Origin of the sequence: Bacillus sp. 005/A4HT-01/001, assembly GCF_004634445.1 — a bacterium.
Lineage (GTDB): Bacteria > Bacillota > Bacilli > Bacillales > Bacillaceae > Bacillus > Bacillus altitudinis.
Map to the genome: position 1 here is coordinate 321,060 of NZ_SEIZ01000002.1, position 23,721 is coordinate 344,780.

Genomic DNA, 23,721 nt, shown 5'->3' on the forward strand with positions numbered 1-23,721 from the left:
CCGAACGAAATGGAGTCGTCTTTTTTGAAAATTTCGTATGAAATGAGAGATGACATTGTTTACAACCTATCATGAAGCCATTGAATGGATTCATAGCAGACTCGCTTTCGGTGTCAAACCGGGACTTGAACGAATGAAATGGCTGATGGACAGACTAGACCATCCTGAACAAAAAATAAAAGCGGTGCATGTGGCTGGAACAAATGGAAAAGGATCAACGATTGCATTTACGCGATCCATTTTACAGTCAGCGGGCTATTCAGTTGGAACCTTCACCTCACCATTTATTTTAACGTTCAATGAACGAATTAGTGTTAATGGGGAGCCGATTTTGGACGAAGAGTGGCTGAGTTTGGTGAACGACATCAAGCCTTTAGTTGATGAATTAGATGATACAGAGCTTGGTGCAGCAACAGAGTTTGAGATCATTACAACATGTGCGTTTGCTTATTTTGCCCATGTGCACCAAGTAGACTTTGTCCTCTTGGAAACAGGGCTTGGCGGAAGACTTGATTCTACAAATGTGGCAGCGCCCATCTTAACAGCAATTACGTCGATTGGTCACGATCATATGGCCATTTTAGGCGACGCACTTGATCAGATTGCCGCAGAAAAAGCTGGCATTATTAAAACTGGGATTCCGATGATCACGGCCGTTCATCAAGCGGAAGCTCTTACCGTGATTCAACACAAAGCCAAAGAAAAGAATGCGCCGTTTATCTCGTTATATGATACTTGTACCTTTAAGGACCAGCAGCCGACTGAAACAGGTGAACGCTTCACATTCACTACCCCAAAAAGGGAGTACTCGCAGCTAGAGACTGGGTTAATTGGAACGCATCAAATGCAGAACGCCTCCCTTGCCGTTCTACTGATCGAATGGCTGGAGCAAGAAGGATATATCCATGTGCTAAATGAGCAAGTGTATGAAGGAATTCGGCAAGCGGTGTGGGCTGGAAGATTTGAAAAGATCCAAGATGAGCCTCTTGTTTATTTAGATGGTGCTCATAACGAAGAAGGAATGGACCGTTTAATCGAAACTGTACAAGCTCATTTTTCTAGTAAACAGGTTCATATATGTTTTAGTGCGTTAAAAGATAAACCTTACAAACAAATGATCGAAAAGCTTGAAAGGATTAGTTCATCGATTCATTTTGTTTCCTTTGACTTTCCAAGAGCTGAATCAGCGGAAAAGCTTTATGCTTGCAGCCATTTAAAAGCAAAATCGTTTGATGAAGACCCTCGTACAGTACTTGAGTTCATTCAGAAAAAAAGCGCTGACCCTTCAGCAATGATTCTGGTGACAGGTTCCCTTTATTTTATCTCAGATGTACGAAGTCGTATTTTACAGTAAGGAAAAGACGCAAATTGCTTCTATACAATGCGCGTCTTTTTTCTTTTAATATGTAGGAGAGGGGGAAAATCACTTTTTCGCAAGGTGATCAAAGGTGAATCGCTATGGTACAATCCGGTCTATTCTATTTCCGGAAGGAGTCACCTAATTTGATTGATTTTTTTATGTTTTTCGCAGGTATGGTTATGGGGTCATTTTTTCATCTAGTTGGTGAGAGACTTCCAATGAAGCGGTCTATTCTTTTTCCTCGTTCACACTGCGGAGCTTGTAAAGAGCCGCTTTCTTTTCACGACATGCTCCCGCTTGTTTCTTATATTGTATTGAAAGGGACATGTAAGCATTGTGGAACCCGGCTCTCTTTGCTTTATCCACTGGTTGAGCTGTTGACAGGCGTCCTTTTTTTACTCGTTTATAGACATGCTGGTTTCTCTTATGAGGGCCTTTTTCTTGTGAGTCTATGTAGTTTATTCGTGATTGCTGTCGTGAGCGATCTTTTTTATATGAGAGTACCCAACGAGCTCTTTCTCTTCTTTTTTCCTCTTTTCGTCATATACCGCATGCTAGAACCACTTTTTATTTGGTGGGAAGGAGCGGCATCCCTTCTTATTTGTCTTCTTTTGTTTTATAGTTTAGAACATTTCAAGCCAAATAGTATGGGGGGAGCGGATGTCAAACTATTTGGTGTGCTTGCATTTTGCTTCGGATTTAAGCCGTTTCTGATCATTCTTTTTCTTTCGTCTGTCACGGGAATGGTTTACGCAAAGGTGTTTTCTTACAAGGCAAATGAACCCTTTCCTTTTGTTCCTGCCATCGCTTGTTCTTTCTGGTTTTATCTTTTTTGTGGTGATCTGTTAAACCCAATTCGCGATTTTTTCGGATGAGAAAATTGGCGAACACTTTTTGAACCTGCCGACAAAAGTCTTGTTCTTTTTTTTATTGGCTATGTTAAAGTGTGAAACAGAAAGAAGGACGGGTTACATTCGCGCTATTTCATTGGACAGAAAGGTCTTTCTTACAAACAATGTCAGAAAGCGGGGAATGACAGTGAAAAAAAGGCAGGCAAAAAAACAAGGGTTAAAGGTCAATATTAATGGCAAGGAAGAAATGCTGCATGGAGAAGAGCATCAACCTCAAAAACAGCAAGAGGATCAAGTGACGTTTTCGAACTGGGAGGAAAAGAGGCAGTCGGAACAGGAGACAGCCGCTTCCGAGGAGGAACCGTCCAAACCGAAAGAAGAAGATTTTCAATGGGACGATGCAGCTGATCACATTTACCATTCGGATCCAAAGGTCGTCACACCTTATCAAAAGAAAAAAGGTTCTTTTGACCAGAAGTTCAGTAAAAACCGCGGTCCCTTCAAACGAGTGATGACAACGATTGTGTTTGCAGTCGTTCTAGGGACAGGCCTCGGTGTATTTGCACTAAGTTTAAGTAAAGATGGATCTGCCAATCCATCAGGAGGCGATCATATCAGCGTCTCAGCATCTGGAAGCGGGCCTTCGGCGAAAGCTGGGGGAGATGCACCACCGGCTGATCTTGCAGATACGTCAAAGGACAATGAAGGTGAAAAAAGTGCATCAGGTCATTTTTCAACCTTTGTGGTGCAGGCTGGAAAGTTTTCTTCTGAAAAAGGAGCAGATGACTTAGTTGACAGTTTAAAAGAGGCTGGATATGCAGGTAAAAAGGTATCAATGGATGATGGATATTATGTGATTGCCGGACTTGCCACAGAACAGGGCATGACAAGTGCCGTTGGGAAAAAATTGATCGATCAGCATTTTGAAGCATGGGGAGGAAAAGAGCTCTCGTTTCAAGTGCCAGATGAGCTGACAGGTTTAATAGAGAAGGCATCTGTCTTATCCTCTAAGGTGATTGCAGGAGAAGATGTGGATCAAAAAGAAGTCACTCAGTTGATTTCCGAGCTTGAAAATGCCAAAACAACCGACGCACCAGCTAAAAGCAGTTTGCTGAAAGCTGTACAGCTTTTAAATGACCCATCTGCTGAAAATGGTTGGAAATCTCAGCAAGCGCTATTGGATCAACTAAATACGTAAAATCATGTTTTTAACAGCCAAACTAGTCTAAAAATGACTAGTTTTTTTCTTTTGCTTCCAACATAATGATGTAGGAACATGAAAATGGCATTTTCGTTAATTGTCGGTAAGATGTTCATTTGATAGGATGAATGGGTATCTTACTTCTTAGGCTAAACCCTGAAAGGATGAACAAACATGAACCAGTTAATACTCGCATCTCAATCACCTAGAAGAAAAGAATTGCTTGATTTAGCAGGGTTTTCTTATGACATTCAAGCAAGTGATTTAAAAGAAGAAATAAATCGAAACCTTTCTCCTGCTGAGAACGTCCAATGGTTGGCAGAACAAAAAGCAAATGATATTCAAAAAATACATCCCAAAGCTGTGATCATTGGTGCAGATACAATTGTTGCAATTGATGGCAAATGTCTTGGAAAGCCAAAAGACAAGGAAGATGCAGCCTCAATGCTTCAATTATTGTCAGGTAAGACACATCAAGTCTTGACTGGTGTCACGATTCAATCAGAGAATAGAAAAGAAACATTTTATGAACAGACAGACGTGACATTTTGGCCGCTTACACAAGATGAAATAGACCGCTATATTGAAACCGGTGAGCCTCTTGATAAAGCTGGAAGCTACGGCATTCAAGGAAAAGGTGCCCTGTTTGTACAAAAAATAGACGGTGATTATTTTTCCGTTGTAGGACTCCCTATTGCTAAAACAGTCAGAGTGCTTGAAACATTTGGTATCACCCCTTTTTGATGACGGGAAGGAATCAAAAAAGGAGTGTAGATCTTGAATCATTTCCCTATGCTGCTGAAGCATTTTCCTCATGATGAAAAGCCGCGCGAACGATTTGTCAAATATGGACCAAGCAGCTTATCAAACCATGAACTTGTCGCGATTCTTTTGAGAACAGGCACAAAAAAGGAATCAGTTCTTCAAGTGTCCGCAAGACTTTTGCAAACATTTGGTGGTCTTCGTTCTGTGAAGGAAGCTTCTATTGAAGAACTGTCAAAGATTCGAGGAGTTGGAAAAGCGAAGGCGATCTCTCTTTTAGCTGCTTTAGAACTCGGCACTAGATTACACCATCAAACGACGGACAATCGTTATGTGATCCGCACGCCGGAGGATGGTGCGAATTTTGTGATGGAAGATATGAGATTTTTGACTCAGGAGAATTTCGTTTGTCTTTATCTCAATTCCAAAAATCAAGTTCTTCATAAACATACTGTGTTTATCGGAAGTCTAAATTCGTCGATTGTTCACCCGCGCGAAATTTTTAAAGAGGCCTTTAAACGTTCGGCCGCTTCATTTATATGTGTGCACAACCATCCATCTGGAGATCCGACGCCCAGCAGGGAAGATATTGAAGTCACACAGCGACTTTTTGAATGTGGAAAGCTGATTGGAATACAGCTGCTTGATCATCTAGTGATCGGTGATCAAAAATTTGTGAGTTTGAAGGAAAAAGGGTATTTGTAACACTTTTTTTTTCAATGTTTTACGATATAATAGAGTTTATGAGTTTTTCCCTAAAGGGAATTTTGGTTTAAGAAAGGAAGATACATACATATGTTTGGAATTGGTACAAAAGACCTTGGAATAGATCTTGGAACAGCGAATACGCTTGTTTTTATTAAAGGAAAAGGCATTGTTGTGAGAGAACCTTCGGTCGTAGCTTTGGAAACTGATACGAAGTCTATAGTGGCGGTTGGAAATGACGCTAGAAACATGATCGGTCGTACACCTGGTAATGTTGTGGCACTGCGCCCAATGAAAGACGGAGTCATTGCAGACTACGAGACGACAGCAACAATGATGAAATATTACATTAATCAAGCATTAAAAGGTAAAGGGCTTTTTGCTCGTAAACCGTACGTGATGGTGTGTGTACCATCTGGTATTACAGCAGTAGAAGAGCGTGCTGTCATTGATGCAACAAGACAAGCTGGTGCTCGTGACGCATACCCTATTGAAGAGCCATTTGCTGCGGCAATCGGTGCTAACCTTCCTGTATGGGAGCCAACTGGAAGCATGGTTGTAGATATTGGCGGCGGTACAACAGAAGTAGCCATTATCTCACTTGGCGGTATTGTGACATCTCAATCGATCCGTGTGGCAGGAGACGAGATGGATGATGCGATCAGCAGCTACATTCGTAAAACGTATAATCTTATGATTGGTGATCGCACGTCAGAAGCGATTAAAATGGAAATCGGTTCTGCGCAGCCTGACGTACATGATGAGATGGACATTCGCGGCCGTGACCTTTTAACAGGTCTGCCAAAAACGATCTCTATTACGGCAGAAGAAATTGCAAAAGCGCTTCGCGATACGGTGGAAACAATTGTCGATGCGGTCAAAATGACACTTGAAAAAACGCCACCTGAGCTGGCAGCAGATATTATGGACCGTGGAATCGTTTTAACAGGCGGTGGTGCATTGCTGCGTAATCTTGACAAAGTCATTAGTGATGAAACAAAAATGCCGGTCATTATTGCTGAAGATCCGCTTGACTGTGTGGCGATCGGAACAGGGAAAGCACTAGAACATATTCACTTGTTCAAAGGAAAATCTAAAGATAATCGATAATTGGGCGTAAATAAAGAGGTGTAAGACATGCCGCAGTTTTTTATGAATAAAAGATTAATGTTGCTCCTTGTCTGTGTCATCGTACTGGTGGCCATGATTGGTTTTTCAGTGAAAAGCGGCAGAGGTGCTTCATGGCCGGAAAAATTAGTGGGGGATACGACAGGCTTTTTTCAAGGTGTCTTTCATAAACCATCACAATTTATTGCCGGTATTTATGGGAACGTACAAGATTTAAAGAACACATATGATGAAAACGAGCGTCTTCGAAAAAAACTTGATGGACAAACCCAATATGAGGCGAAACTTCAAGAACTAGAAGATGAGAACAAAAAGCTTCGCAAGCAGCTCGGGTATGTGAACTCTATTCGTGACTACACGCCCATACTTTCAACAGTCATTGCGAGAAACCCGTCCCTTTGGGATAGTTTTGTCATGATTGATAAAGGGAAAAAACAAGGCGTTGAAAAAGATATGGCGGTCACCAATGAGAGTGGTGCGTTAATTGGGAAAATTGAAAGTGATAAGCTCAACAATTTTACGTCGACTGTAAGGTTGCTAAGCTCTACAGATCAAAATAATAGAATTTCAACGAAAATTTTTGCGAAAAAGGGCAAAGAAGAACTCAATGGGATTATTAACGGTTATGACAGCAAGAAAAAAATGCTGACAATGAACATTTTAAAATCCGATGCTGATGGGGATGTCAAAAAAGGAGATCTTGTTGAAACATCTGGAGCAGGGGGCGTATTCCCGCAGGGCTTGACGATTGGAAAGGTAAGCGAAATTGAGCCGGACCATTACGGACTGACAAAAATTATTTATGTAGAACCAGCTGCTGAACTCAATAATTTAGACCGCGTGATTGTTGTGAATCGCAGCACAAGTACGGCAGATGCATCTCAATTAACGAAGGAGGAAGGCTCGTGAAACGTGTCCTTCTTGCTTTCGTCATGTTGTTTATTTTCGTATTTGACAGTATTTTTGTCGATTTAGTGAAGCTCCCATTTGTTTCAGATAATCAAATTTTAGCACCTCATTTCATCTTACTCGCACTTGTATTTATGACAGCTTTTGTGAATCAAAAATATGGTGTGATTTATGGATTTGTCTTTGGACTTTTATATGATATTTCGTATACAGGTATTCTTGGTGTTCATATGTTTGGCTTTGGTGCGCTCTGCTATTTGTTAGCAAAAGCCTTCAAAGTCCTCCAAACGAATATGTTAGTCGTTGTCTTTCTGTCGGTGATTGCTGTTGCAGTGATGGAGTTTTATGTGTACGGTGTTCAAGCGACGATTCAACCAAATATTATGCCTTTTAATACGTATGTCATCGAACGCTTTATTCCAACGATTCTTTTAAATACTGCTGCGTCTCTCATACTTGTTGTGCCGCTTAGGCTCTTTTTCATCAATGTGAAACAAGGACTGATCGACGAATAAAAGCAGGAGTTTGTCCAATTACGGCGAAATGAGTATGTTGTTGAGGTGAGCATCTTGAAAACTCAAAAACAGCAGTATGTGACAATAAAAGGTACAAAAAACGGATTAACATTACAGTTAAATGATGACTGTTCGTTTGAAGACCTTCTTTCTGGCTTGCGAGAGGTTCTTTTACTTGAGCAATATACAGACGGAAGAGAAGGACATAAAGTCAATGTGCATATTAAACTTGGTTTTCGATATTTAACAGAGGATCAAGAGGCGCGTTTAACTGAAGCGGTGTCTGAAAATGAACATCTCGTCATTCACTCTATTGAAAGTGACGTCATGTCAACTGAAGAGGCGAGACGTTTAAAAGCAGAGGCTGAGATTACTTCTGTAGCAAAAATTGTACGCTCTGGACAGGTGCTTTATGTCGAAGGGGATCTCTTATTAATAGGAGATGTCAACCCTGGCGGAACCATTCGTGCAGGGGGGAATATTTTTGTGCTCGGTGCGTTAAAAGGTGTAGCGCATGCTGGATGTAATGGAAACAAGCAAGCTGTGATTGCAGCATCTCATATGATTCCAACCCAGCTTCGCATCGCACAGGTGTTTAACCGTGCACCGGATCAAAAAGAAGATGGAAATGAAATGGAATGTGCTTATTTAGATATAGATGGCAATATGATCATTGAACGCCTGCAGCAATTGGCTCATATAAGACCTAATCTGACAAGGCTTGAGGGAGGAATGTGAAATTGGGCGAGGCTATTGTGATTACCTCAGGAAAAGGCGGCGTTGGCAAAACAACAACATCTGCAAACTTAGGCACAGCACTAGCAATTCAAGGAAAAAAAGTGTGTCTAGTTGATACCGACATCGGCCTTCGGAATTTAGATGTCGTGATGGGGCTTGAGAACCGCATTATTTATGATCTAGTCGATGTAGTAGAAGGAAGATGCAAGATTCACCAAGCGCTTGTGAAGGATAAGCGGTTCGAGGATCTTTTGTATCTTTTACCTGCTGCTCAAACAAGCGATAAAACGGCGGTAGAGCCGGAGCAGATCAAAGAATTAATTCAATCATTGAAACAAGACTTTGATTATGTTGTCATTGATTGCCCTGCTGGAATTGAGCAAGGCTTTAAAAATGCTGTATCAGGTGCTGACAAAGCGATTGTGGTCACGACACCTGAAATCTCAGCTGTGAGAGATGCAGACCGAATTATCGGCTTGCTGGAACAAGAGGATATTGAACCGCCTCGTTTGATTGTGAACCGCATTCGTACACACATGGCGAAAAATGGCGATTCGATGGATGTGGATGAAGTTGTCCATCATTTATCAATTGATCTTCTCGGCATTGTAGCCGATGATGATGATGTCATTAAGGCTTCAAACAATGGTGAACCGATTGTCATGGATGCTAAAAATAAAGTTTCCATTGCGTATCGCAATATTGCTCGCCGCGTACTAGGTGAATCTGTTCCTCTTCAATCCTTTGAAGAAGAAAACAAAGGGATGTTTGCAAAGCTGAAAGCATTTTTCGGTGTAAGAGCATAATGATTTACTTGAGATGAGACCGATTCGATGAGAATCGGTCTTTTTGTTGCATATCATATGATGTCGCCACATAAAATGTACAAACTGTTTGTATGTAAAGGGTGATCTTATGAAAAGAGTGGACGAGTATCGAAAGAAAATAGCGCAGCGCCGTAAAATGAAGCAGCCAGCTGCTGCCCCTAAGAAGGCAGCTTTCAAGAAGAAAGATGATATTCCACCATGGGTCATGTTGACAGAAGAAGAAAAGCATTCTGGCTCGGCTTCCTACGAGTCAAATTCTCATCAGTCGAAAAAATTTCGCCATCCGTTATTTCATTCAAATACATTTGTGCTTAAATGTTTACTTTCTGCCTCTCTTGTACTGATTGCCGCTATTTCATTTAAAGGGCAGGCGGGGCCTTTTCAGCAGCTGAAGCCGATGATCAGTCAAACGTTTGAACAAGATTTCCAATTTGCCGCCGCCAACCGGTGGTTTGAGAAAACTGTCGGAAACCCACTTGCCTTTTTAACCGATAGAAAAGAAGGGCAAAAGGACGTACAAGCCAATCAAGAGCTGGCTGTCCCTGCCTCTGGAAAAGTGCAGGAATCCTTTACGCAAAATGGTGCCGGAGTGAAAGTTGAAACATCTGCTGAAGCCATCGATAGTATGAAAGAAGGCTATGTCGTAGAAGTGAAAAAGAAAAGTGATACAGGGCTCACAGTCGTGGTGCAGCATGCAGATAACAGCTACAGCTGGTACGGCCAACTAAAAGAAGCTGATGTGGCTTTATACGATTTTGTCGATAAAGGGGAAAAAATTGGTCAAATTGCGCTTGATGAACAAGGCAAGGGGACATATTACTTTGCCATTAAGCAAAATGAACAGTTTATTGATCCCATTCAGGTGATGACCTTTGAATAGATGGCTGCTCATGCTGACAAAGGTCCATGTTCACCCGCTCCTTTGGATAGTCATGGCATTTGCCATGCTATCAGGTCAAATTAAGCCGCTGCTTTGTTTACTCATCATCGTCTGTGTCCATGAGCTTGGACATGCAGCGACTGCTTGTTATTATCACTGGCGGATTCGGCGGATTTTTTTACTGCCATTTGGCGGGGCGGTAGAAGTAGAAGAGCATGGCAACCGTCCGCTAAAAGAAGAACTGGCGGTCATTTTATGCGGACCGATTCAGCATGTCCCGCTCCAGCTCGTCGCCTGGCTTCTCATGGAAGCCTCACTTATTTCATATGACGTCTTTACGATGTTTACTTTTTATAATATAGCGATTTTTCTAGTGAACCTTTTGCCCATTTGGCCGCTTGATGGCGGAAAATTATTCTTTTTGCTCTTATCTGTTTTTTACCCTTTCCAACAGGCACACGCCCTTGCAATAAAAGGCTCACTCATTTTTTTCGGTCTTTTGACAGCAGGGTTACTCTGTTTTGCTCCGCTGCAATTCAACGGCTGGATCCTGCTCACTTTTTTAGCCTACTCGCTTGTGATGGAGCACCGGCAGCGGCATTATATCAGGGTACGTTTTTTACTAGAACGTTATTACGGTAAAAAAGAGCAAAAGGTAGAGAAACTCATTCCGCTGAGAGCCAGTGCTGAGGAGAAAATATATGAAGTGATGGCGCGATTCCAAAGGGGCTGTAAGCATCCCATTATTATCGAACGGAATGGTGTGAAAATGAGCCAGCTCGATGAAAATGAATTGCTCCATGCTTATTTTTCAGATCGAAGAACCACCTCTTCCATGGAAGATCTTCTTTTGCCGTACTAATGGTGAAAATACATTGACATTCAGCGTCTAATTTGATATATTTTTTAATGTTATGGATATGTAGCACCCGTGCTACAACCGCGCGGAGCAGGTGTAAAGTGCCTATTGGCCCCCTGTATTCGGCGAGTCTGAGTTTATTAGGAGGTGCAGAGATGTACGCAATTATCGAAACTGGTGGTAAACAAGTAAAAGTTGAAGAAGGTCAAACTGTTTATGTTGAAAAACTAGCTGCTGAAGCAGGTGAAACAGTTACTTTCGAAAACGTATTGTTTGTCGGCGGAGACACTGTCAAAGTGGGTAACCCTTCAGTTGCTGGAGCAACAGTAACGGCTAAAGTTGAAAAACAAGGTCGCGGTAAGAAAATTACTGTGTTCAAGTACAAACCGAAGAAAAACAACCACAAGAAACAAGGTCATCGTCAACCTTACACTAAAGTTGTTATCGAAAAAATCAACGCTTAAGGCGTGTGAGTGATATGATCAAAGCAACCATTACTCGGTCGCCAGCAGATGAAAGCATTACGTCTTTTCAGATGACTGGACATGCCGAGTTTGCTGAAAAAGGTCAGGATCTCGTTTGTGCAGGTGTATCTGCTGTTGTTTTCGGGTCAGTCAATTCAATTATTGCACTGACAGGAATGGATCCACTGCTTGATATTGGAGATGAAGGCGGGTATTTCTCTTTTGAACTGCCAGCTGATACAGATCCAGTCACCTTTGAAAAAGCCCAGTTGCTTTTAGAAGGCATGGTCGTTTCCTTAGAAACAATTGAACGAGATTATCACGATTATGTGAGAATATCTACAAAAAAATAGGAGGTGAACTTCATGCTTAGATTAGATCTTCAATTTTTCGCATCTAAAAAAGGGGTAGGTTCTACAAAGAACGGACGTGACTCTGAGTCTAAACGTTTAGGCGCTAAACGTGCTGATGGTCAATTCGTAACTGGTGGTTCTATCCTTTATCGTCAACGTGGAACGAAAATCTATCCAGGTGAAAACGTTGGACGCGGAGGCGACGACACTCTTTTCGCTAAAATCGACGGAACAGTTAAATTCGAACGTTTCGGTCGTGACCGTAAAAAAGTGAGCGTATATCCTGCGGCACAATAATTGCTAAAAACTCCGGTCATTGACTGGAGTTTTTTTCACTATTCAGGGAGCTTTTGCGCTTTTTACAAGTAGTACCGAAGATGATAAAAGAAGATGCACTCCATAGAATATCAAAGAATGTTTGCTGACTTTGCCTCATTTTCTCCTATACGATCAGAAAAAACAACCTTTCCTCACATAACTAGTGTTTTTCTATGCTGTCTTCTCTGTTATAATTCAGGGAGACATATTGATGATAAGACTCCTAAAAGAGAGACCAAACGATTGGGAGTGCGATAATGGAAGAGATACCAAGTAAAGAAAATGAAAAATTAACTCACGTTGCATTAACAAATGAATTGATCTATCTGCTTAGTCGTTCAAGACACGACTGGATGAATAAATTACAGCTGATCAAAGGCAACTTGACATTAGAAAAATATGACCGCGTGTTTGAAATTATAGAAGAAATGGTCATTGAAGCACAGCATGAATCCAAACTCTCAAATTTAAAAATTCCCCAATTGGCCTATTACTTTCTAACATTTAATTGGGAGTCGCATTTTATCACCTTAGAATATGAAGTGCTTGGTGAAACCCGAGACTTATCAGCATATGAATCACAGCTGCTATCGGTATCACAGGAGTTGTTTTCGATATTCGATCAATCAGTTTGCCAAAAAACTGAAAATCATTTAACGGTCACTTTCCAAACGGATCATGAAGAGAATGATGTGATCTTATATTTTGATTTCAAAGGAAAATTAACAAGTTTGGATGCGTTAAATGCGTTTCATGACGCAAACTATCCATGTATGAGTATAACGCAATTTCATGTGACGAATCATGAGTCCATGATTGAGCTTTGTTTGAGGCAAGAACGAGATATGTGATGCAGAGAAACGGAGGAAGTTATGTTTGTAGATCAGGTTAAAGTGTATGTTAAAGGCGGTGACGGCGGAAACGGTATGGTGGCGTTCCGTCGTGAAAAATATGTGCCAAAAGGCGGGCCAGCAGGCGGCGACGGCGGAAATGGTGCAGATGTAGTATTTGAAGTAGACGAAGGACTCAGAACGTTAATGGACTTTCGTTATAAGCGTCATTTCAAGGCGGACCGCGGTGAGCATGGAATGAGTAAAAACCAGCATGGCCGAAATGCGGAAGAAATGATTGTTAAAGTTCCGCCGGGTACAGTTGTGACAGATGCTGAGACGGAACAAGTACTAGCTGACTTGACAGAGCATGGACAGCGGGCTGTGATTGCCAAAGGTGGACGTGGCGGACGTGGAAATTCACGCTTCGCAACACCAGCAAACCCTGCACCACAGCTGTCTGAAAACGGTGAGCCAGGTAAAGAACGTGACGTCATCTTAGAATTAAAAGTACTTGCAGATGTTGGACTTGTTGGTTTCCCAAGTGTCGGGAAGTCAACACTGCTTTCGATTGTCTCTTCTGCGAAACCAAAAATTGCGGATTATCATTTTACAACGCTTGTGCCAAACCTCGGAGTTGTTGAAACAGACGATAACCGAAGCTTTGTCATGGCGGATCTGCCAGGACTGATCGAAGGAGCGCACGAAGGTGTTGGCTTAGGTCATCAATTTTTACGCCACATTGAACGTACACGTGTCATTGTCCATGTCATTGATATGTCTGGACTTGAAGGACGTGACCCATACGAAGATTACGTGACGATTAACGAAGAGCTTGAGCAATACAATATGAGATTGACAGAGCGTCCGCAAATCATTGTAGCGAACAAAATGGACATGCCGGATGCAGCTGACAATCTAGCGGCATTTAAAGAAAAATTAACAGATGACTATAAAGTGTTCCCAATTAGTGCGATCACAAGAGAAGGGCTTCGTGAGCTCTTATTTGAAATCGCCAATCAGCTTGAAACAACACCGGAATTCCCGCTCTACAATGAAGAAGAGCTCTCTGATAACCGTGTGATGTACAAGTTTGATGAAGGAGAAGCAGCATTTGAGATCTCAAGAGATCCTGATGGTACGTTTGTCTTAACTGGTAAAGCACTTGAGCGACTGTTTAAGATGACAGATTTCTCAAGAGACGAGTCAGTGAAACGATTCTCTAGACAGCTGCGCGGAATGGGCGTTGATGATGCCCTGCGTGAACGTGGTGCAAAAGATGGAGACATCATTCGTCTGCTTGAATTTGAATTTGAATTTATCGATTGATCAAAAGGAGGGTCCAGTTCATGGGCTCTCCCGTTTTTAAAAGGGGAGAAAACAGGTGAAAGAAGAAACGTTCTATTTAGTAAGAGAGGATGTACTTCCGGATGCGATGCGAAAAACGCTTGAAGTCAAAAAGCTTCTCGATCGCAAAAAAGCGGATTCAGTTGCCGATGCTGTTCAAAAAGCGGATTTAAGCCGCAGTGCTTTTTATAAATATCGAGATGCTGTTTTTCCATTTTATACGATGGTCAAAGAGCAGATCATCACATTGTTTTTCCACCTGGAGGATCGGTCTGGGGCTCTGTCTAGGCTACTGCAAATTGTGGCTGACTCTGGTTGTAATGTGTTATCCATTCACCAAACGATTCCGCTGCAAGGAAGAGCGAATGTTACCCTGTCGATCAGTACGGCCGGCATGGCAGATGATATTAATACAGTCATGAATCAATTAAGAAAACTTGAATTTGTCGAAAAAGTTGAAATTCTAGGTTCTGGGGCGTAAAAGGAGAGATCATAGCAGATGAAGCAATTAACGGTAGGTTACTTTGGACCAGAGGCCACATTTACTCATTTGGCTGTCTGTTCTTGTTTTCCAAAAGATGCAAAGCAGCGGGCTTATGCAACCATTCCGCAATGTATGGATGCCGTGTCAAAGGGAGAAGTAGATTTGGCGGTCGTTCCACTTGAAAATGCACTCGAAGGATCTGTGAACTTAACAATTGATTATTTAATTCATGAGGACGCTTTGTCCATTGTGGGCGAAATGACAGCGCCGATTCGCCAGCACCTGCTTGTCCATCCATCGAGAGCGGAGAGCTGGGAGACATTAGATGTGATTCAGTCACATCCGCACGCCATTGCGCAGTGTCATCAATTTTTGAAGAAGCAGTTCCCTGATATTCCGCATCGGCCAGTGGAATCAACAGGCTATGCAGCAAAATACATCAGTGAGCATCCAGATGAAGCTGTTGGTGCGATTGCGAATGAAATCGCCGCAAAAACGTACGGATTGTCGATTGCGAAAAAAGACATTCATGATTATCCGCACAATCATACACGCTTTGTTATTTTACATAAAGAGGCGAAGGCATCGTTCCCAATGAATTCTGGTTTTTCTTCAAAGCCAAAAACGACCATTGTTGTCAGCCTGCCAAAGGATGATCAGTCTGGTGCATTGCACCGCGTGTTATCAGCTTTTTCATGGCGGAATCTCAATTTGTCCAAAATTGAATCGCGTCCGACAAAAACAGGCCTTGGACACTATTTATTTATCATTGATATCGAAAAAGAGATGGATGATGTACTTGTCCCTGGCGCCATTCAAGAATTAGAAGCGATTGGCTGTGAAGTGAAATTACTCGGCAGCTATCAAACATATGAATTAACGAATGAAAAATAGTGTCCTCTTGGGGACACTATTTTTTTAGTCTTTAATGAGAAATCCAGCGTCATCAAGCGCTTGAATGGCTTGGTCAAGCTGCTTTTGGCTGTATGAAGTAAGGGTATGTAAGTGTACGCCGTCTGTCAGCTCTGATAAGTAGGAGGCGCCCGTATTAGAAATATGATGAACGAAGTCAGCCACTTGTTTGCGCGTACTCACTCGAATAGAGGCCGTCAGCTCCCCGTAGACAGGGTGCTCAATGATCACGTCTTTCACCGTTACACCGTAGTCTACAATCAGTGTCAGCTCCTCTTCTGTACGATGAGGATCGTGCTTGCAAGCGATAATCTGTTCAATTTCAGTTTCCGGTGTATGCTGCGCCATATACACATAGCCTTGGCTTGTGGCAATAATGGGTTCGTTTTTTGCTTTGAGTAATGAAATATCTTGTACAATGACTTGTCGTGAGACAGCGGCTTTTTTAGCTAAAAAACTTCCGGTGAGTGGTGTATCAGTCTCTTGTAGCCACTTTAAAATGGCGTTTCTTCTATCTTCGCCAATGAGTTTTCTCTCTTGTTCCACGTTTTATGCTCCTTTCTTCTCCTTTTGCAAGCTCTCAAATGTATGCAAAAGCTGATCGATGTCATCCTTTGATGATCCTCGTCCAAATGATAGTCGAATGAATTGAAGGGCATCACGATCTGATACATGTAATGCCTTCACAGCAGGGGAAGGGTGGTGATAACCAGAAGCGCACGCACTTCCTGTGGATATACAAATCCCATGCCGGTTACAAGCTAACATTACATATTGTCCTTCAAACCCTTCAAAAAAACAACCAATAATATGAGGCAGCGTGCGGCGCTGGTCACTTTCTTGCAGCATGCGGACAGGCAGCTGCCTTTTTTTTAGCTGCTGAAGAAAATAATCACGAAGCTGAATATCTAGCTGTTGCTGTTGATCTATTTTCAGCATGATTTGCTCGCTTGCGGCTACAAAAGCACCGATGCATGGCACGTTCACTGTCCCTGGGCGTAGACCATTTTCCTGAACAGTATCTTGATATATAGGCTTCCAAGGGACATGTGCCCCCATATAGACAGCACCGGCGCCCTTAGGTGCATACACTTTATGACTCGAAATGGAGAGGGCATCAACCCCTAGTTCTTTAATCGACACATGCATTTTTCCGAATGTTTGCACTGCATCTGTATGAAAAAGAATGTCTCTTTCTTTTAAGAGCGTTGCTAATTCAGCTAATGGCTGAATAATCCCAGTTTCTGAGTTGGCATGCTGGATGGATACTAGTCCGGTTTCAGGCAATAGAGCCTGTTTGAGAATCTCCTTTGTGATAATTCCTTCTTGATTCGGTTCTATGACCGTCACCTTCACACCGAGACGCTGCAAGGCATTGACCGCATGATGAACAGAAGGGTGCTCTACTGATGTGGTAATGACATGCTGTTTATGTGGAGGTAGCCCATTTATGATCGATTGAATCGCAAGGATATTGGATTCAGTTCCGCCACTTGTAAAGTAAATACTATCAGGTTCGCCCCCTAGAATCGCTGCAAGTGATTGTCTGCTGTAAGCCAAGATTTCATTTGCTCTTCCTCCTGCATCATGCAGGCTGCTCGCATTTCCGTAACATTCTTTGCTCAACTGCTGAAATACATGCAGTGATTCCTCAGAAACAGGTGTAGAAGCTGCATAATCTAAATAAATCAAATCCATCCATCTCCTGTGTGAAAATTTTTTCTTGTATTTATTGTAGTGTTGTGTAATGATATGTGTCAAGACAGGTGTAAATGACAGGAGGGGCGATTGTGTCATCTATCAAAAAAGTCATTGTGGTGGGGTCGGGCATTGCGGCTCTTTCCTTTGTGAATACGATCTCAGAGAACTGCCAAGTCATCATGATGACAAAAAAACAATTTTCCTCTAGTAATTCCATGCTCGCACAAGGGGGAATCGCTGCAGCCTTTTCCGCACATGATTCTGTCGATCAGCATGTGCAAGACACTTTAGCTGCGGGGTGTGGTCACAATGATGACAAAACTGTACAGGAGATCGTCCGTCATGGAAAAGATCTTGTAAAGAAGCTCGTAGAAGAGGGCTGCCCATTTGATCGAGATGAAACGGGAATTCCGCAGTTAGGTAAAGAGGGAGCCCATACGACCCATCGTATTCTGCATGCAGGAGGAGATCAAACGGGAAAAACCCTCGTGCAGTTTTTGAAAGGGAAGCTCGGCTCACACATTCATGTATACGAAAATCATCATGTCATGGATCTATTAGTTCATGAAGGGGTATGTACCGGTGTTGTGTGGAAAGACGAAAAAGGTCATGTACATACAATGACCGCGGATGCAGTTGTATTATCCACTGGCGGCTGTGGATCCTTATATGAAACAAACACAAATGATCCGTCTGTGACAGGAGATGGTCTGATGATGGCCTATCGCGCAGGGGCACAGCTAGTAGATCTCGAATTTGTGCAATTCCATCCGACCCTTTTGACCACTTCAGGTAAAGCGATCGGTCTCGTATCAGAGGCAGTCAGGGGAGAGGGCGCCTATTTAGAAGATGAATCAGGCAGGCGGATCATGAAAGGAATCCACCCGCAGAGCGATTTAGCGCCTAGAGATGTGGTGGCAAGGACCATTTTCCATGAGCAGCAACTCGGTCATTCCATTTATCTTAACATCCGTGATATTCCGCATTTTTCTGCACGTTTTCCTGCGATTGCTTCGATGTGTCAGCGTGCGGGAGTTGATATGGCAAGCGGAAGGCTGCCAGTTTCACCCGGTATGCACTTTTTAATGGGTGGAATTAAGGTGAATGAACATGGAGAAACAACTGTTCCATCACTTTTCGCCATTGGTGAAGCAGCTTGTACAGGTTTACACGGCGCCAATCGACTGGCAAGTAATTCGCTCTTAGAAGGTCTCGTTTTAGGAAACAAGGCGGCACGGTATGTTGAGCGGTTGCAAGCCCAGCAAGATAAAAACCCTGCTCTTTCCATTCAAGAAGTATGGTCTGTCCCAACGGTGTCACAGGCTCAGCTCAGAAAATGGATGACAGCATATGCCGCAATTGTGAGAGATGAGAAAGGCTTACAGACTTTGCTCGATCATTTAGAACAAGTCTCTTTTCAGCAAATTAATGTGAAAAATATCACAAATGAACAGATCGAAATAACGAATCAATGGGCTTTAGCCATATGCCTTATCAAATCCGCATTACTCAGAACAGAAAGTAGGGGCGGTCATTATCGCACCGATTATCCAAATCGGCACGATGCTTCGTGGCGAGCAAAACAGATTGTACATGAACAGGGCCATATTTATACCGTAAAAAATGAAAGGATTGGTGCCAAATGGAACGTTTACAGTTAAAGCAAATGCTCACTCATTTTTTAAAAGAAGATATTGGGTTTGGAGATGTATCCGCTGATGCCATCTTTGGAGACAAGAAAGGAACAGCTTACATCATGGCGAAACAATCAGGCGTATTGGCCGGGACACAAGTCATTGATATGGGATACAAACTGCTGAATGAACAAGTTCAAACTGAGCTGTTTTTCCAGGAAGGTGATTGGATTCATGAAGGGGCTGTACTGGCACAAATAACAGGCCCCGTCAACGACTTGCTGAAAGGGGAGCGGGTGGTGTTGAATATCCTACAAAGAATGACAGGGATTGCTACACTAACGCATGAAGCAGTAGAGCGATTAGCTGATCCATCTATTACGATTTGTGATACGAGAAAGACGACACCCGGTTTGCGCATGCTGGAGAAGTACGCAGTAAAAGTCGGAGGCGGAAAGAATCATCGTTTCGGCTTATCCGATGGTGTGATGATTAAAGATAATCATATTGCGGCTTGTGGTTCTATCAGGGAAGCTGTGGAGAAAGCAAGAGCATACGCCGGTCATATGGTGAAAATTGAAGTGGAAATTGAATCAGAAGCACAGCTGATGGAAGCCATTGATGCCAAAGCAGATGTCATCATGTTTGACAACTGCTCTCCAGACGAAGTGAAGCGCTTTAAACAAATGACCCCTGAAACCATATTGACAGAGGCATCAGGCGGCATCACGTTAGAGAATGTGGCTAACTACCGGGGGACAGGTGTAGACCTTATTTCACTTGGATTCCTTACACATTCTGCTCCATCATTCGATTTTAGTATGAATATGGAATTCAGCCATAAAGGGGGAACGACTCATGTCCATGCTTGATGTGTTAGCAGCACAGCATACAGCCATGATGCCAGATGAATATAAACAGCGCTCTTATGATGAAATGAAAGAGAGAGTATTAGAGATTAAAAGCGCTTTTGGATCAAAGCTTTTTATACCGGGTCATCATTATCAAAAAGATGAAGTCATCCAATTTGCTGATGTGACAGGTGATTCATTGCAGCTTGCACAAATTGCTGCTGACAATCACGAAGCAGAATACATTGTATTTTGCGGGGTTCATTTTATGGCAGAAACGGCCGATATGCTATCAAAAAAGAATCAGCACGTCTTTTTGCCAGATATGAGAGCAGGTTGTTCAATGGCAGATATGGCGAATATGAAACAAACAGACAGGGCGTGGGATCAGCTCACTGAGCTGTTTGGAGATACGATCCTTCCGCTGACTTATGTAAACTCAACGGCTGATATTAAAGCATTTGTCGGCAAACATGGCGGATCGACTGTCACATCTTCAAACGCTAAAAAAGTATTGGAGTGGGCGCTGACCCAAAAAGAGCGAATTCTTTTTCTTCCTGATCAGCATTTAGGGCGTAACACAGCCTATGATTTAGGGATTCCGCTAGAGGAAATGGCTGTCTGGGATCAAATAGAAGAAAAGCTCATCACCGACCAACCGCTTCATCGAATCAAAATGATTTTATGGAAAGGTCATTGCTCTGTTCATGAGAAATTTACCATTGAGAATATTGAACAAACGAGAAAACGTGACCGTGACATACAGATTCTTGTTCATCCAGAGTGTACGCATGAAGTCGTAAAGGCTTCTGATCTAGCTGGTTCAACGAAATTTATTATTGATACGATCAAGCAGGCACCAGCAGGAAGTAAGTGGGCCATTGGAACAGAAATGAATTTAGTGAAACGCATCATTGACCAGCACCCTGACAAACAAATCGAATCCCTCAATCCAGATATGTGTCCATGTTTGACAATGAACCGTATTGATCTGCCTCATCTACTATGGTCACTTGAAAGCATTGAAAAAGGGGAGCCGGTCGGTTTGATTCAAGTGAATGAAGAGACGACAAAAGAGGCATTGCTCGCTTTAAATAAGATGCTCACCATTAAATAATGAAGTGTCCCCTCCTATCAGAAAACAAGTTTTTATCATATTGGCTTGTAAATAGGCATAAATTTATGTTGAAACATATTGTACTTCTGACATAACCGCTACGTTCACGTTTTGCATAGGAGGGGAAAACGTTGAAAATTCATATTGTGCAAAAAGGAGACTCCCTTTGGAAAATTTCAAAGAAGTACGGAGTCGACTTTCAAGAATTGAAAAAATTAAATTCGCAGCTCAGTAATCCAGATTTGATTATGCCAGGAATGAAAATCAAAATTCCATCTAGTGGTGTTCCTGTCAAAACCGATCATCACAAAGCAAAAGAAATGCCAAAAGCAAAAGAACACCCGTATGTAAAAGAAAAGCCAAAGGATGTCGTGCAAGTTCAAGATACGAAGCCGAAGGAAAAGCCGAATGAACCGGTACCTTATGTGCCACCAGTACCAAAGATTGAACAGCCAGTTTTTCCACAAGTTGATGTAAACTATTATCAGACGAATCTCTACCAGCCATTCACGCCTCCTCCCAAAAAAGAACATCATGAGAAAAAAGATCACGTTCATGATAAGAAAGATCATGTTCATGAGAAAAAGGATCATAAAGATCACAAGGACCATTTTCATCATGAAAATAAGGATCATTTCAAAGATGAAGTGGCAAAGGGATATGATCCATTCATTCATATCCCACATCAAAAAGAGGAGGGAAAAGAAATGGAGCATAGTAATTACCCAAACCTTCCTAATTTCCCGCAAATGCCGAATGTTGGAGGGGCAGCAGTAGGGGGCATGGCTGAAAATAAAGAGCATCACCACCATCATCAAGAGTCATATGATCCTTATTATGGTTATGGTCATTACATGCCAGCAATGTATCCATATCCGCAGCAAATGGTACCCGCTTCTCCTATTTTACCGGGATCAGGCCTTTGTTATCCGGTACAGCCGTATTATCACCATCACATGATGCCGTACCCTTACCCGGCGGCTCAGCCGTATTATCCTGCGTATCAAGCACCGGCTTATTATGGTGAAAATCATGAGCATCATGCAAACGACGGGCATCACTGGCACCACCATATGCATCCAAATGCAGGCGCGAATGTGAATGCCAATGTCAATCAAGGCTTTTATCCAAACGCTCCAAATGAAGCATATGGCAAGGAAGACTGCGGATGCGATGATGGTATGAAGCATCATCAACCATGGCCTGGACATTATCCAAACCCTGTTCCATATGGTCAAATGGGTGCTTATCCAGCACAGCCTTATATGCAGCAGCCTTATCAAAACCCATCTGTTTTTGCAAGACCAGAAGAAGACGAAGAAGATTAATGACACAAGGGACGATCTCAATCGTTCCTTTTTTTGTTTATAACTGACAGCTTGTTTTTGTCCTCAACTGTACATGCTAAAACAGAGCCTGTTTTGCGCTCATGAGATTCAATTTGTACAGGGGGTTTTTCGTTTGAGACAAAAATGGCAAAAAACAATCGCCTTAGTGCTTCTACCTATTGGATTAACGGCATGTGGTACAAATAACAATGCGGGTGTAGATACACGTCATAATCAATCAGGCCAGCCAGTTGGATACCACTCCAATCAACAGGCAACAGACAACAACCAAGATCATCAAGGACCGGTTTCTGAGCTTATGGAGGGAATGAACGGAAGAAATACAACGAATGTTGATTATCGTTCACGCCCTACACAGGATCAAGTGAGAATGCCACTTACTGGTGGAGATGGACGCTACAGTCATGGAGATATGAACTATCATAACCAAATGTCGTTCTCTGGCTACGATAAACAAGAGAACATCCAGCGTTCAAGAAAAATCGCCAACCGAGTGAACAAAATGAACCATGTGACAGACTCACAAGTCATGGTGACGGATGAAAATGTGTATATTGCTCTTAAAACAGATGGGCGCTTGACATCAGAGGGTGTATCACAAGTAGAAGAAGCAGCGACTCGTTATGCAGATGGAAGAGCTGTCCAAGTCATTAAAGACGAAGGCGCATTTACACGCTTCAGAGATATGAGAAAAACGCAATTTGAAACAGGTCAGACAGGCATGACCCGATAGGCTGGAATAAAAAAGGCTAAAGTTCATAACGAACTTTAGCCTTTCTTTAAAAATAAACTTTGATCCCGATATAAAATTCATAAAAGAAATAACAGCCAAATCCAAGTAATAAAATACCGGCAATAATGGAAGTCCACTTAATCATTGTTCGATTCATCACTTTTCTTGTTAGGGAAACAATCGTGAGAAGACCGATGTCATGAAGAAGAATCCCTGCCAAAATACCCGCAGCAGCCAATATAAATTCAGATGAATTTGTATTCGTATAAGCATCTGCCAGTACAGCACCAAACACAGATACCCAGAACACAAGGTTTCCAGGTGATACCGCGACGAGCAGCCCATTTCGGTATGTTTTAGCGAATGATTTATTCACTTTTTCTCCTGCTAAATGGATGTCTTGATCCGCATTTTTAATCGAATCGTAGGCAAGAATCATTAAAAAGATGGCACCGATCAGCCAGAGCGGAATTTGGATAAAGGGCAAAGATAAAAATTGAGCAAATCCAGCATATAAAGCCAAGATGAGCAATATATCGATGGTCATACCACCAGCGCCTACAGTTAATCCATGAAAGAATCCGTTTTTTAATCCCTGCTTTGTCATTTCAACCGTGATCGCTCCAACAGGTAGAGCAATTGAGAATCCAACGACGATAAATGTAAGAAATGTTTGCAATCGACTAGAACTTCCTTTGATTCATGTTTGTATAAAAATTCTCCGTTTAGATTAATTATACATACTAGGAGAAAAGGATCAATGATTATTTCTGATTTAATCGAAATGAGAGAGATAGATCGTGTATAGAAAGATGTATATCGTGAAGATCGTGTATTCATTGTAGGGGAAAGGAACTATTTTCCTGAAACTTCTTTTTTTCATTTCTCAGCTA

At 42.2% G+C, this 23,721-nt stretch carries 27 protein-coding genes and 1 other annotated feature; of the genes, 24 read left to right on the forward strand and 3 right to left on the reverse strand.

Annotated elements, in window-relative coordinates:
* Window positions 1-49 precede the first annotated feature (49 nt).
* From ES896_RS07200 to pheA, 19 genes are all read left to right on the forward strand, one after another.
* Window positions 50-1,354 carry a bifunctional folylpolyglutamate synthase/dihydrofolate synthase gene (locus ES896_RS07200; RefSeq protein WP_135226647.1) on the forward strand — a complete coding sequence of 435 codons (1,305 nt, stop codon included), beginning with the start codon at window positions 50-52 and terminating at the stop codon, window positions 1,352-1,354.
* Between the two features lie 149 nt (window positions 1,355-1,503).
* Window positions 1,504-2,235 (forward strand): prepilin peptidase, encoded by a 732-nt coding sequence (locus ES896_RS07205; protein ID WP_135226648.1) that lies wholly within the window; start codon window positions 1,504-1,506, stop codon window positions 2,233-2,235.
* A gap of 157 nt (window positions 2,236-2,392) precedes the next feature.
* Window positions 2,393-3,409 (forward strand): SPOR domain-containing protein, encoded by a 1,017-nt coding sequence (locus tag ES896_RS07210; protein ID WP_046527137.1) that lies wholly within the window; start codon window positions 2,393-2,395, stop codon window positions 3,407-3,409.
* Between the two features lie 177 nt (window positions 3,410-3,586).
* Entirely contained in the window at window positions 3,587-4,156 is a 570-nt protein-coding gene (locus ES896_RS07215) for a Maf family protein (protein WP_007501543.1), read from the forward strand.
* Window positions 4,157-4,204: 48 nt separating this feature from the next.
* Window positions 4,205-4,879, forward strand: coding sequence for a RadC family protein (gene radC / locus ES896_RS07220; RefSeq protein ID WP_135226741.1), 675 nt, complete (start codon window positions 4,205-4,207; stop codon window positions 4,877-4,879).
* 90 nt (window positions 4,880-4,969) lie between these two features.
* Window positions 4,970-5,989: a rod shape-determining protein gene (locus tag ES896_RS07225; RefSeq protein ID WP_007501538.1), complete on the forward strand. Its 1,020-nt coding sequence runs from the start codon at window positions 4,970-4,972 to the stop codon at window positions 5,987-5,989.
* A 27-nt stretch (window positions 5,990-6,016) separates the two neighbouring features.
* The gene (gene mreC / locus ES896_RS07230; RefSeq protein ID WP_007501536.1) at window positions 6,017-6,916 is read left to right on the forward strand and encodes a rod shape-determining protein MreC; all 900 of its coding nucleotides are present in this window, start codon (window positions 6,017-6,019) and stop codon (window positions 6,914-6,916) included.
* A complete protein-coding gene (gene mreD, locus ES896_RS07235; RefSeq protein ID WP_048002775.1) occupies window positions 6,913-7,431 on the forward strand; it encodes a rod shape-determining protein MreD in 519 nt (172 codons plus the stop codon). Before mreC ends, mreD begins: the two co-directional genes overlap by 4 nt.
* A gap of 54 nt (window positions 7,432-7,485) precedes the next feature.
* Window positions 7,486-8,169, forward strand: coding sequence for a septum site-determining protein MinC (gene minC, locus ES896_RS07240; protein WP_007501533.1), 684 nt, complete (start codon window positions 7,486-7,488; stop codon window positions 8,167-8,169).
* A gap of 2 nt (window positions 8,170-8,171) precedes the next feature.
* Window positions 8,172-8,975 (forward strand): septum site-determining protein MinD, encoded by an 804-nt coding sequence (minD, locus tag ES896_RS07245; RefSeq protein ID WP_017358134.1) that lies wholly within the window; start codon window positions 8,172-8,174, stop codon window positions 8,973-8,975.
* A 109-nt stretch (window positions 8,976-9,084) separates the two neighbouring features.
* Entirely contained in the window at window positions 9,085-9,876 is a 792-nt protein-coding gene (locus ES896_RS07250) for a M23 family metallopeptidase (RefSeq protein ID WP_135226649.1), read from the forward strand.
* Window positions 9,869-10,738 carry a M50 family metallopeptidase gene (locus tag ES896_RS07255; protein WP_135226650.1) on the forward strand — a complete coding sequence of 290 codons (870 nt, stop codon included), beginning with the start codon at window positions 9,869-9,871 and terminating at the stop codon, window positions 10,736-10,738. Before ES896_RS07250 ends, ES896_RS07255 begins: the two co-directional genes overlap by 8 nt.
* Window positions 10,739-10,804: 66 nt before the next feature.
* Window positions 10,805-10,878: a sequence feature (ribosomal protein L21 leader region), on the forward strand.
* A gap of 12 nt (window positions 10,879-10,890) precedes the next feature.
* A complete protein-coding gene (gene rplU / locus ES896_RS07260) occupies window positions 10,891-11,199 on the forward strand; it encodes a 50S ribosomal protein L21 (protein WP_003216781.1) in 309 nt (102 codons plus the stop codon).
* 14 nt (window positions 11,200-11,213) lie between these two features.
* Window positions 11,214-11,552 (forward strand): ribosomal-processing cysteine protease Prp, encoded by a 339-nt coding sequence (locus ES896_RS07265; protein ID WP_007501524.1) that lies wholly within the window; start codon window positions 11,214-11,216, stop codon window positions 11,550-11,552.
* 12 nt (window positions 11,553-11,564) lie between these two features.
* A complete protein-coding gene (gene rpmA / locus ES896_RS07270; RefSeq protein WP_003216586.1) occupies window positions 11,565-11,849 on the forward strand; it encodes a 50S ribosomal protein L27 in 285 nt (94 codons plus the stop codon).
* A gap of 278 nt (window positions 11,850-12,127) precedes the next feature.
* Window positions 12,128-12,721, forward strand: coding sequence for a sporulation initiation phosphotransferase B (locus ES896_RS07275; protein ID WP_135226651.1), 594 nt, complete (start codon window positions 12,128-12,130; stop codon window positions 12,719-12,721).
* A 21-nt stretch (window positions 12,722-12,742) separates the two neighbouring features.
* The gene (obgE, locus tag ES896_RS07280; RefSeq protein WP_007501521.1) at window positions 12,743-14,029 is read left to right on the forward strand and encodes a GTPase ObgE; all 1,287 of its coding nucleotides are present in this window, start codon (window positions 12,743-12,745) and stop codon (window positions 14,027-14,029) included.
* Between the two features lie 55 nt (window positions 14,030-14,084).
* Window positions 14,085-14,528 (forward strand): ACT domain-containing protein, encoded by a 444-nt coding sequence (locus ES896_RS07285; protein WP_008342790.1) that lies wholly within the window; start codon window positions 14,085-14,087, stop codon window positions 14,526-14,528.
* An 18-nt stretch (window positions 14,529-14,546) separates the two neighbouring features.
* The gene (gene pheA, locus ES896_RS07290) at window positions 14,547-15,425 is read left to right on the forward strand and encodes a prephenate dehydratase (protein WP_135226652.1); all 879 of its coding nucleotides are present in this window, start codon (window positions 14,547-14,549) and stop codon (window positions 15,423-15,425) included.
* A gap of 24 nt (window positions 15,426-15,449) precedes the next feature.
* Here the strand turns inward: pheA and ES896_RS20220 are convergent, their stop codons facing one another.
* Window positions 15,450-15,989: a transcription repressor NadR gene (locus tag ES896_RS20220; RefSeq protein ID WP_048001815.1), complete on the reverse strand. Its 540-nt coding sequence runs from the start codon at window positions 15,987-15,989 to the stop codon at window positions 15,450-15,452.
* Window positions 15,990-15,992: 3 nt separating this feature from the next.
* Window positions 15,993-17,141, reverse strand: a complete 1,149-nt coding sequence (locus ES896_RS07295) for an IscS subfamily cysteine desulfurase (RefSeq protein ID WP_048001814.1) — start codon at window positions 17,139-17,141, stop codon at window positions 15,993-15,995.
* A 92-nt stretch (window positions 17,142-17,233) separates the two neighbouring features.
* Here ES896_RS07295 and nadB point away from each other — a divergent pair, with 92 nt between their 5' ends.
* From nadB to ES896_RS07320, 5 genes are all read left to right on the forward strand, one after another.
* Window positions 17,234-18,805 (forward strand): L-aspartate oxidase, encoded by a 1,572-nt coding sequence (nadB, locus tag ES896_RS07300; RefSeq protein WP_135226653.1) that lies wholly within the window; start codon window positions 17,234-17,236, stop codon window positions 18,803-18,805.
* Window positions 18,787-19,650 (forward strand): carboxylating nicotinate-nucleotide diphosphorylase, encoded by an 864-nt coding sequence (nadC, locus tag ES896_RS07305; RefSeq protein ID WP_017367720.1) that lies wholly within the window; start codon window positions 18,787-18,789, stop codon window positions 19,648-19,650. Before nadB ends, nadC begins: the two co-directional genes overlap by 19 nt.
* Window positions 19,637-20,746 (forward strand): quinolinate synthase NadA, encoded by a 1,110-nt coding sequence (gene nadA, locus ES896_RS07310; protein WP_017367719.1) that lies wholly within the window; start codon window positions 19,637-19,639, stop codon window positions 20,744-20,746. The genes nadC and nadA overlap by 14 nt, the downstream gene beginning before the upstream one ends.
* A gap of 131 nt (window positions 20,747-20,877) precedes the next feature.
* On the forward strand, window positions 20,878-22,074 hold the full coding sequence (safA, locus tag ES896_RS07315; protein WP_048001812.1) for a SafA/ExsA family spore coat assembly protein: 1,197 nt from the start codon (window positions 20,878-20,880) through the stop codon (window positions 22,072-22,074).
* 133 nt (window positions 22,075-22,207) lie between these two features.
* Window positions 22,208-22,828, forward strand: coding sequence for a YhcN/YlaJ family sporulation lipoprotein (locus tag ES896_RS07320; protein WP_017367717.1), 621 nt, complete (start codon window positions 22,208-22,210; stop codon window positions 22,826-22,828).
* Between the two features lie 46 nt (window positions 22,829-22,874).
* On the opposite strand, the gene ES896_RS07325 is transcribed toward ES896_RS07320, so the two are convergent.
* The gene (locus tag ES896_RS07325; protein ID WP_008342767.1) at window positions 22,875-23,507 is read right to left on the reverse strand and encodes a LysE family transporter; all 633 of its coding nucleotides are present in this window, start codon (window positions 23,505-23,507) and stop codon (window positions 22,875-22,877) included.
* Window positions 23,508-23,721 lie beyond the last annotated feature (214 nt).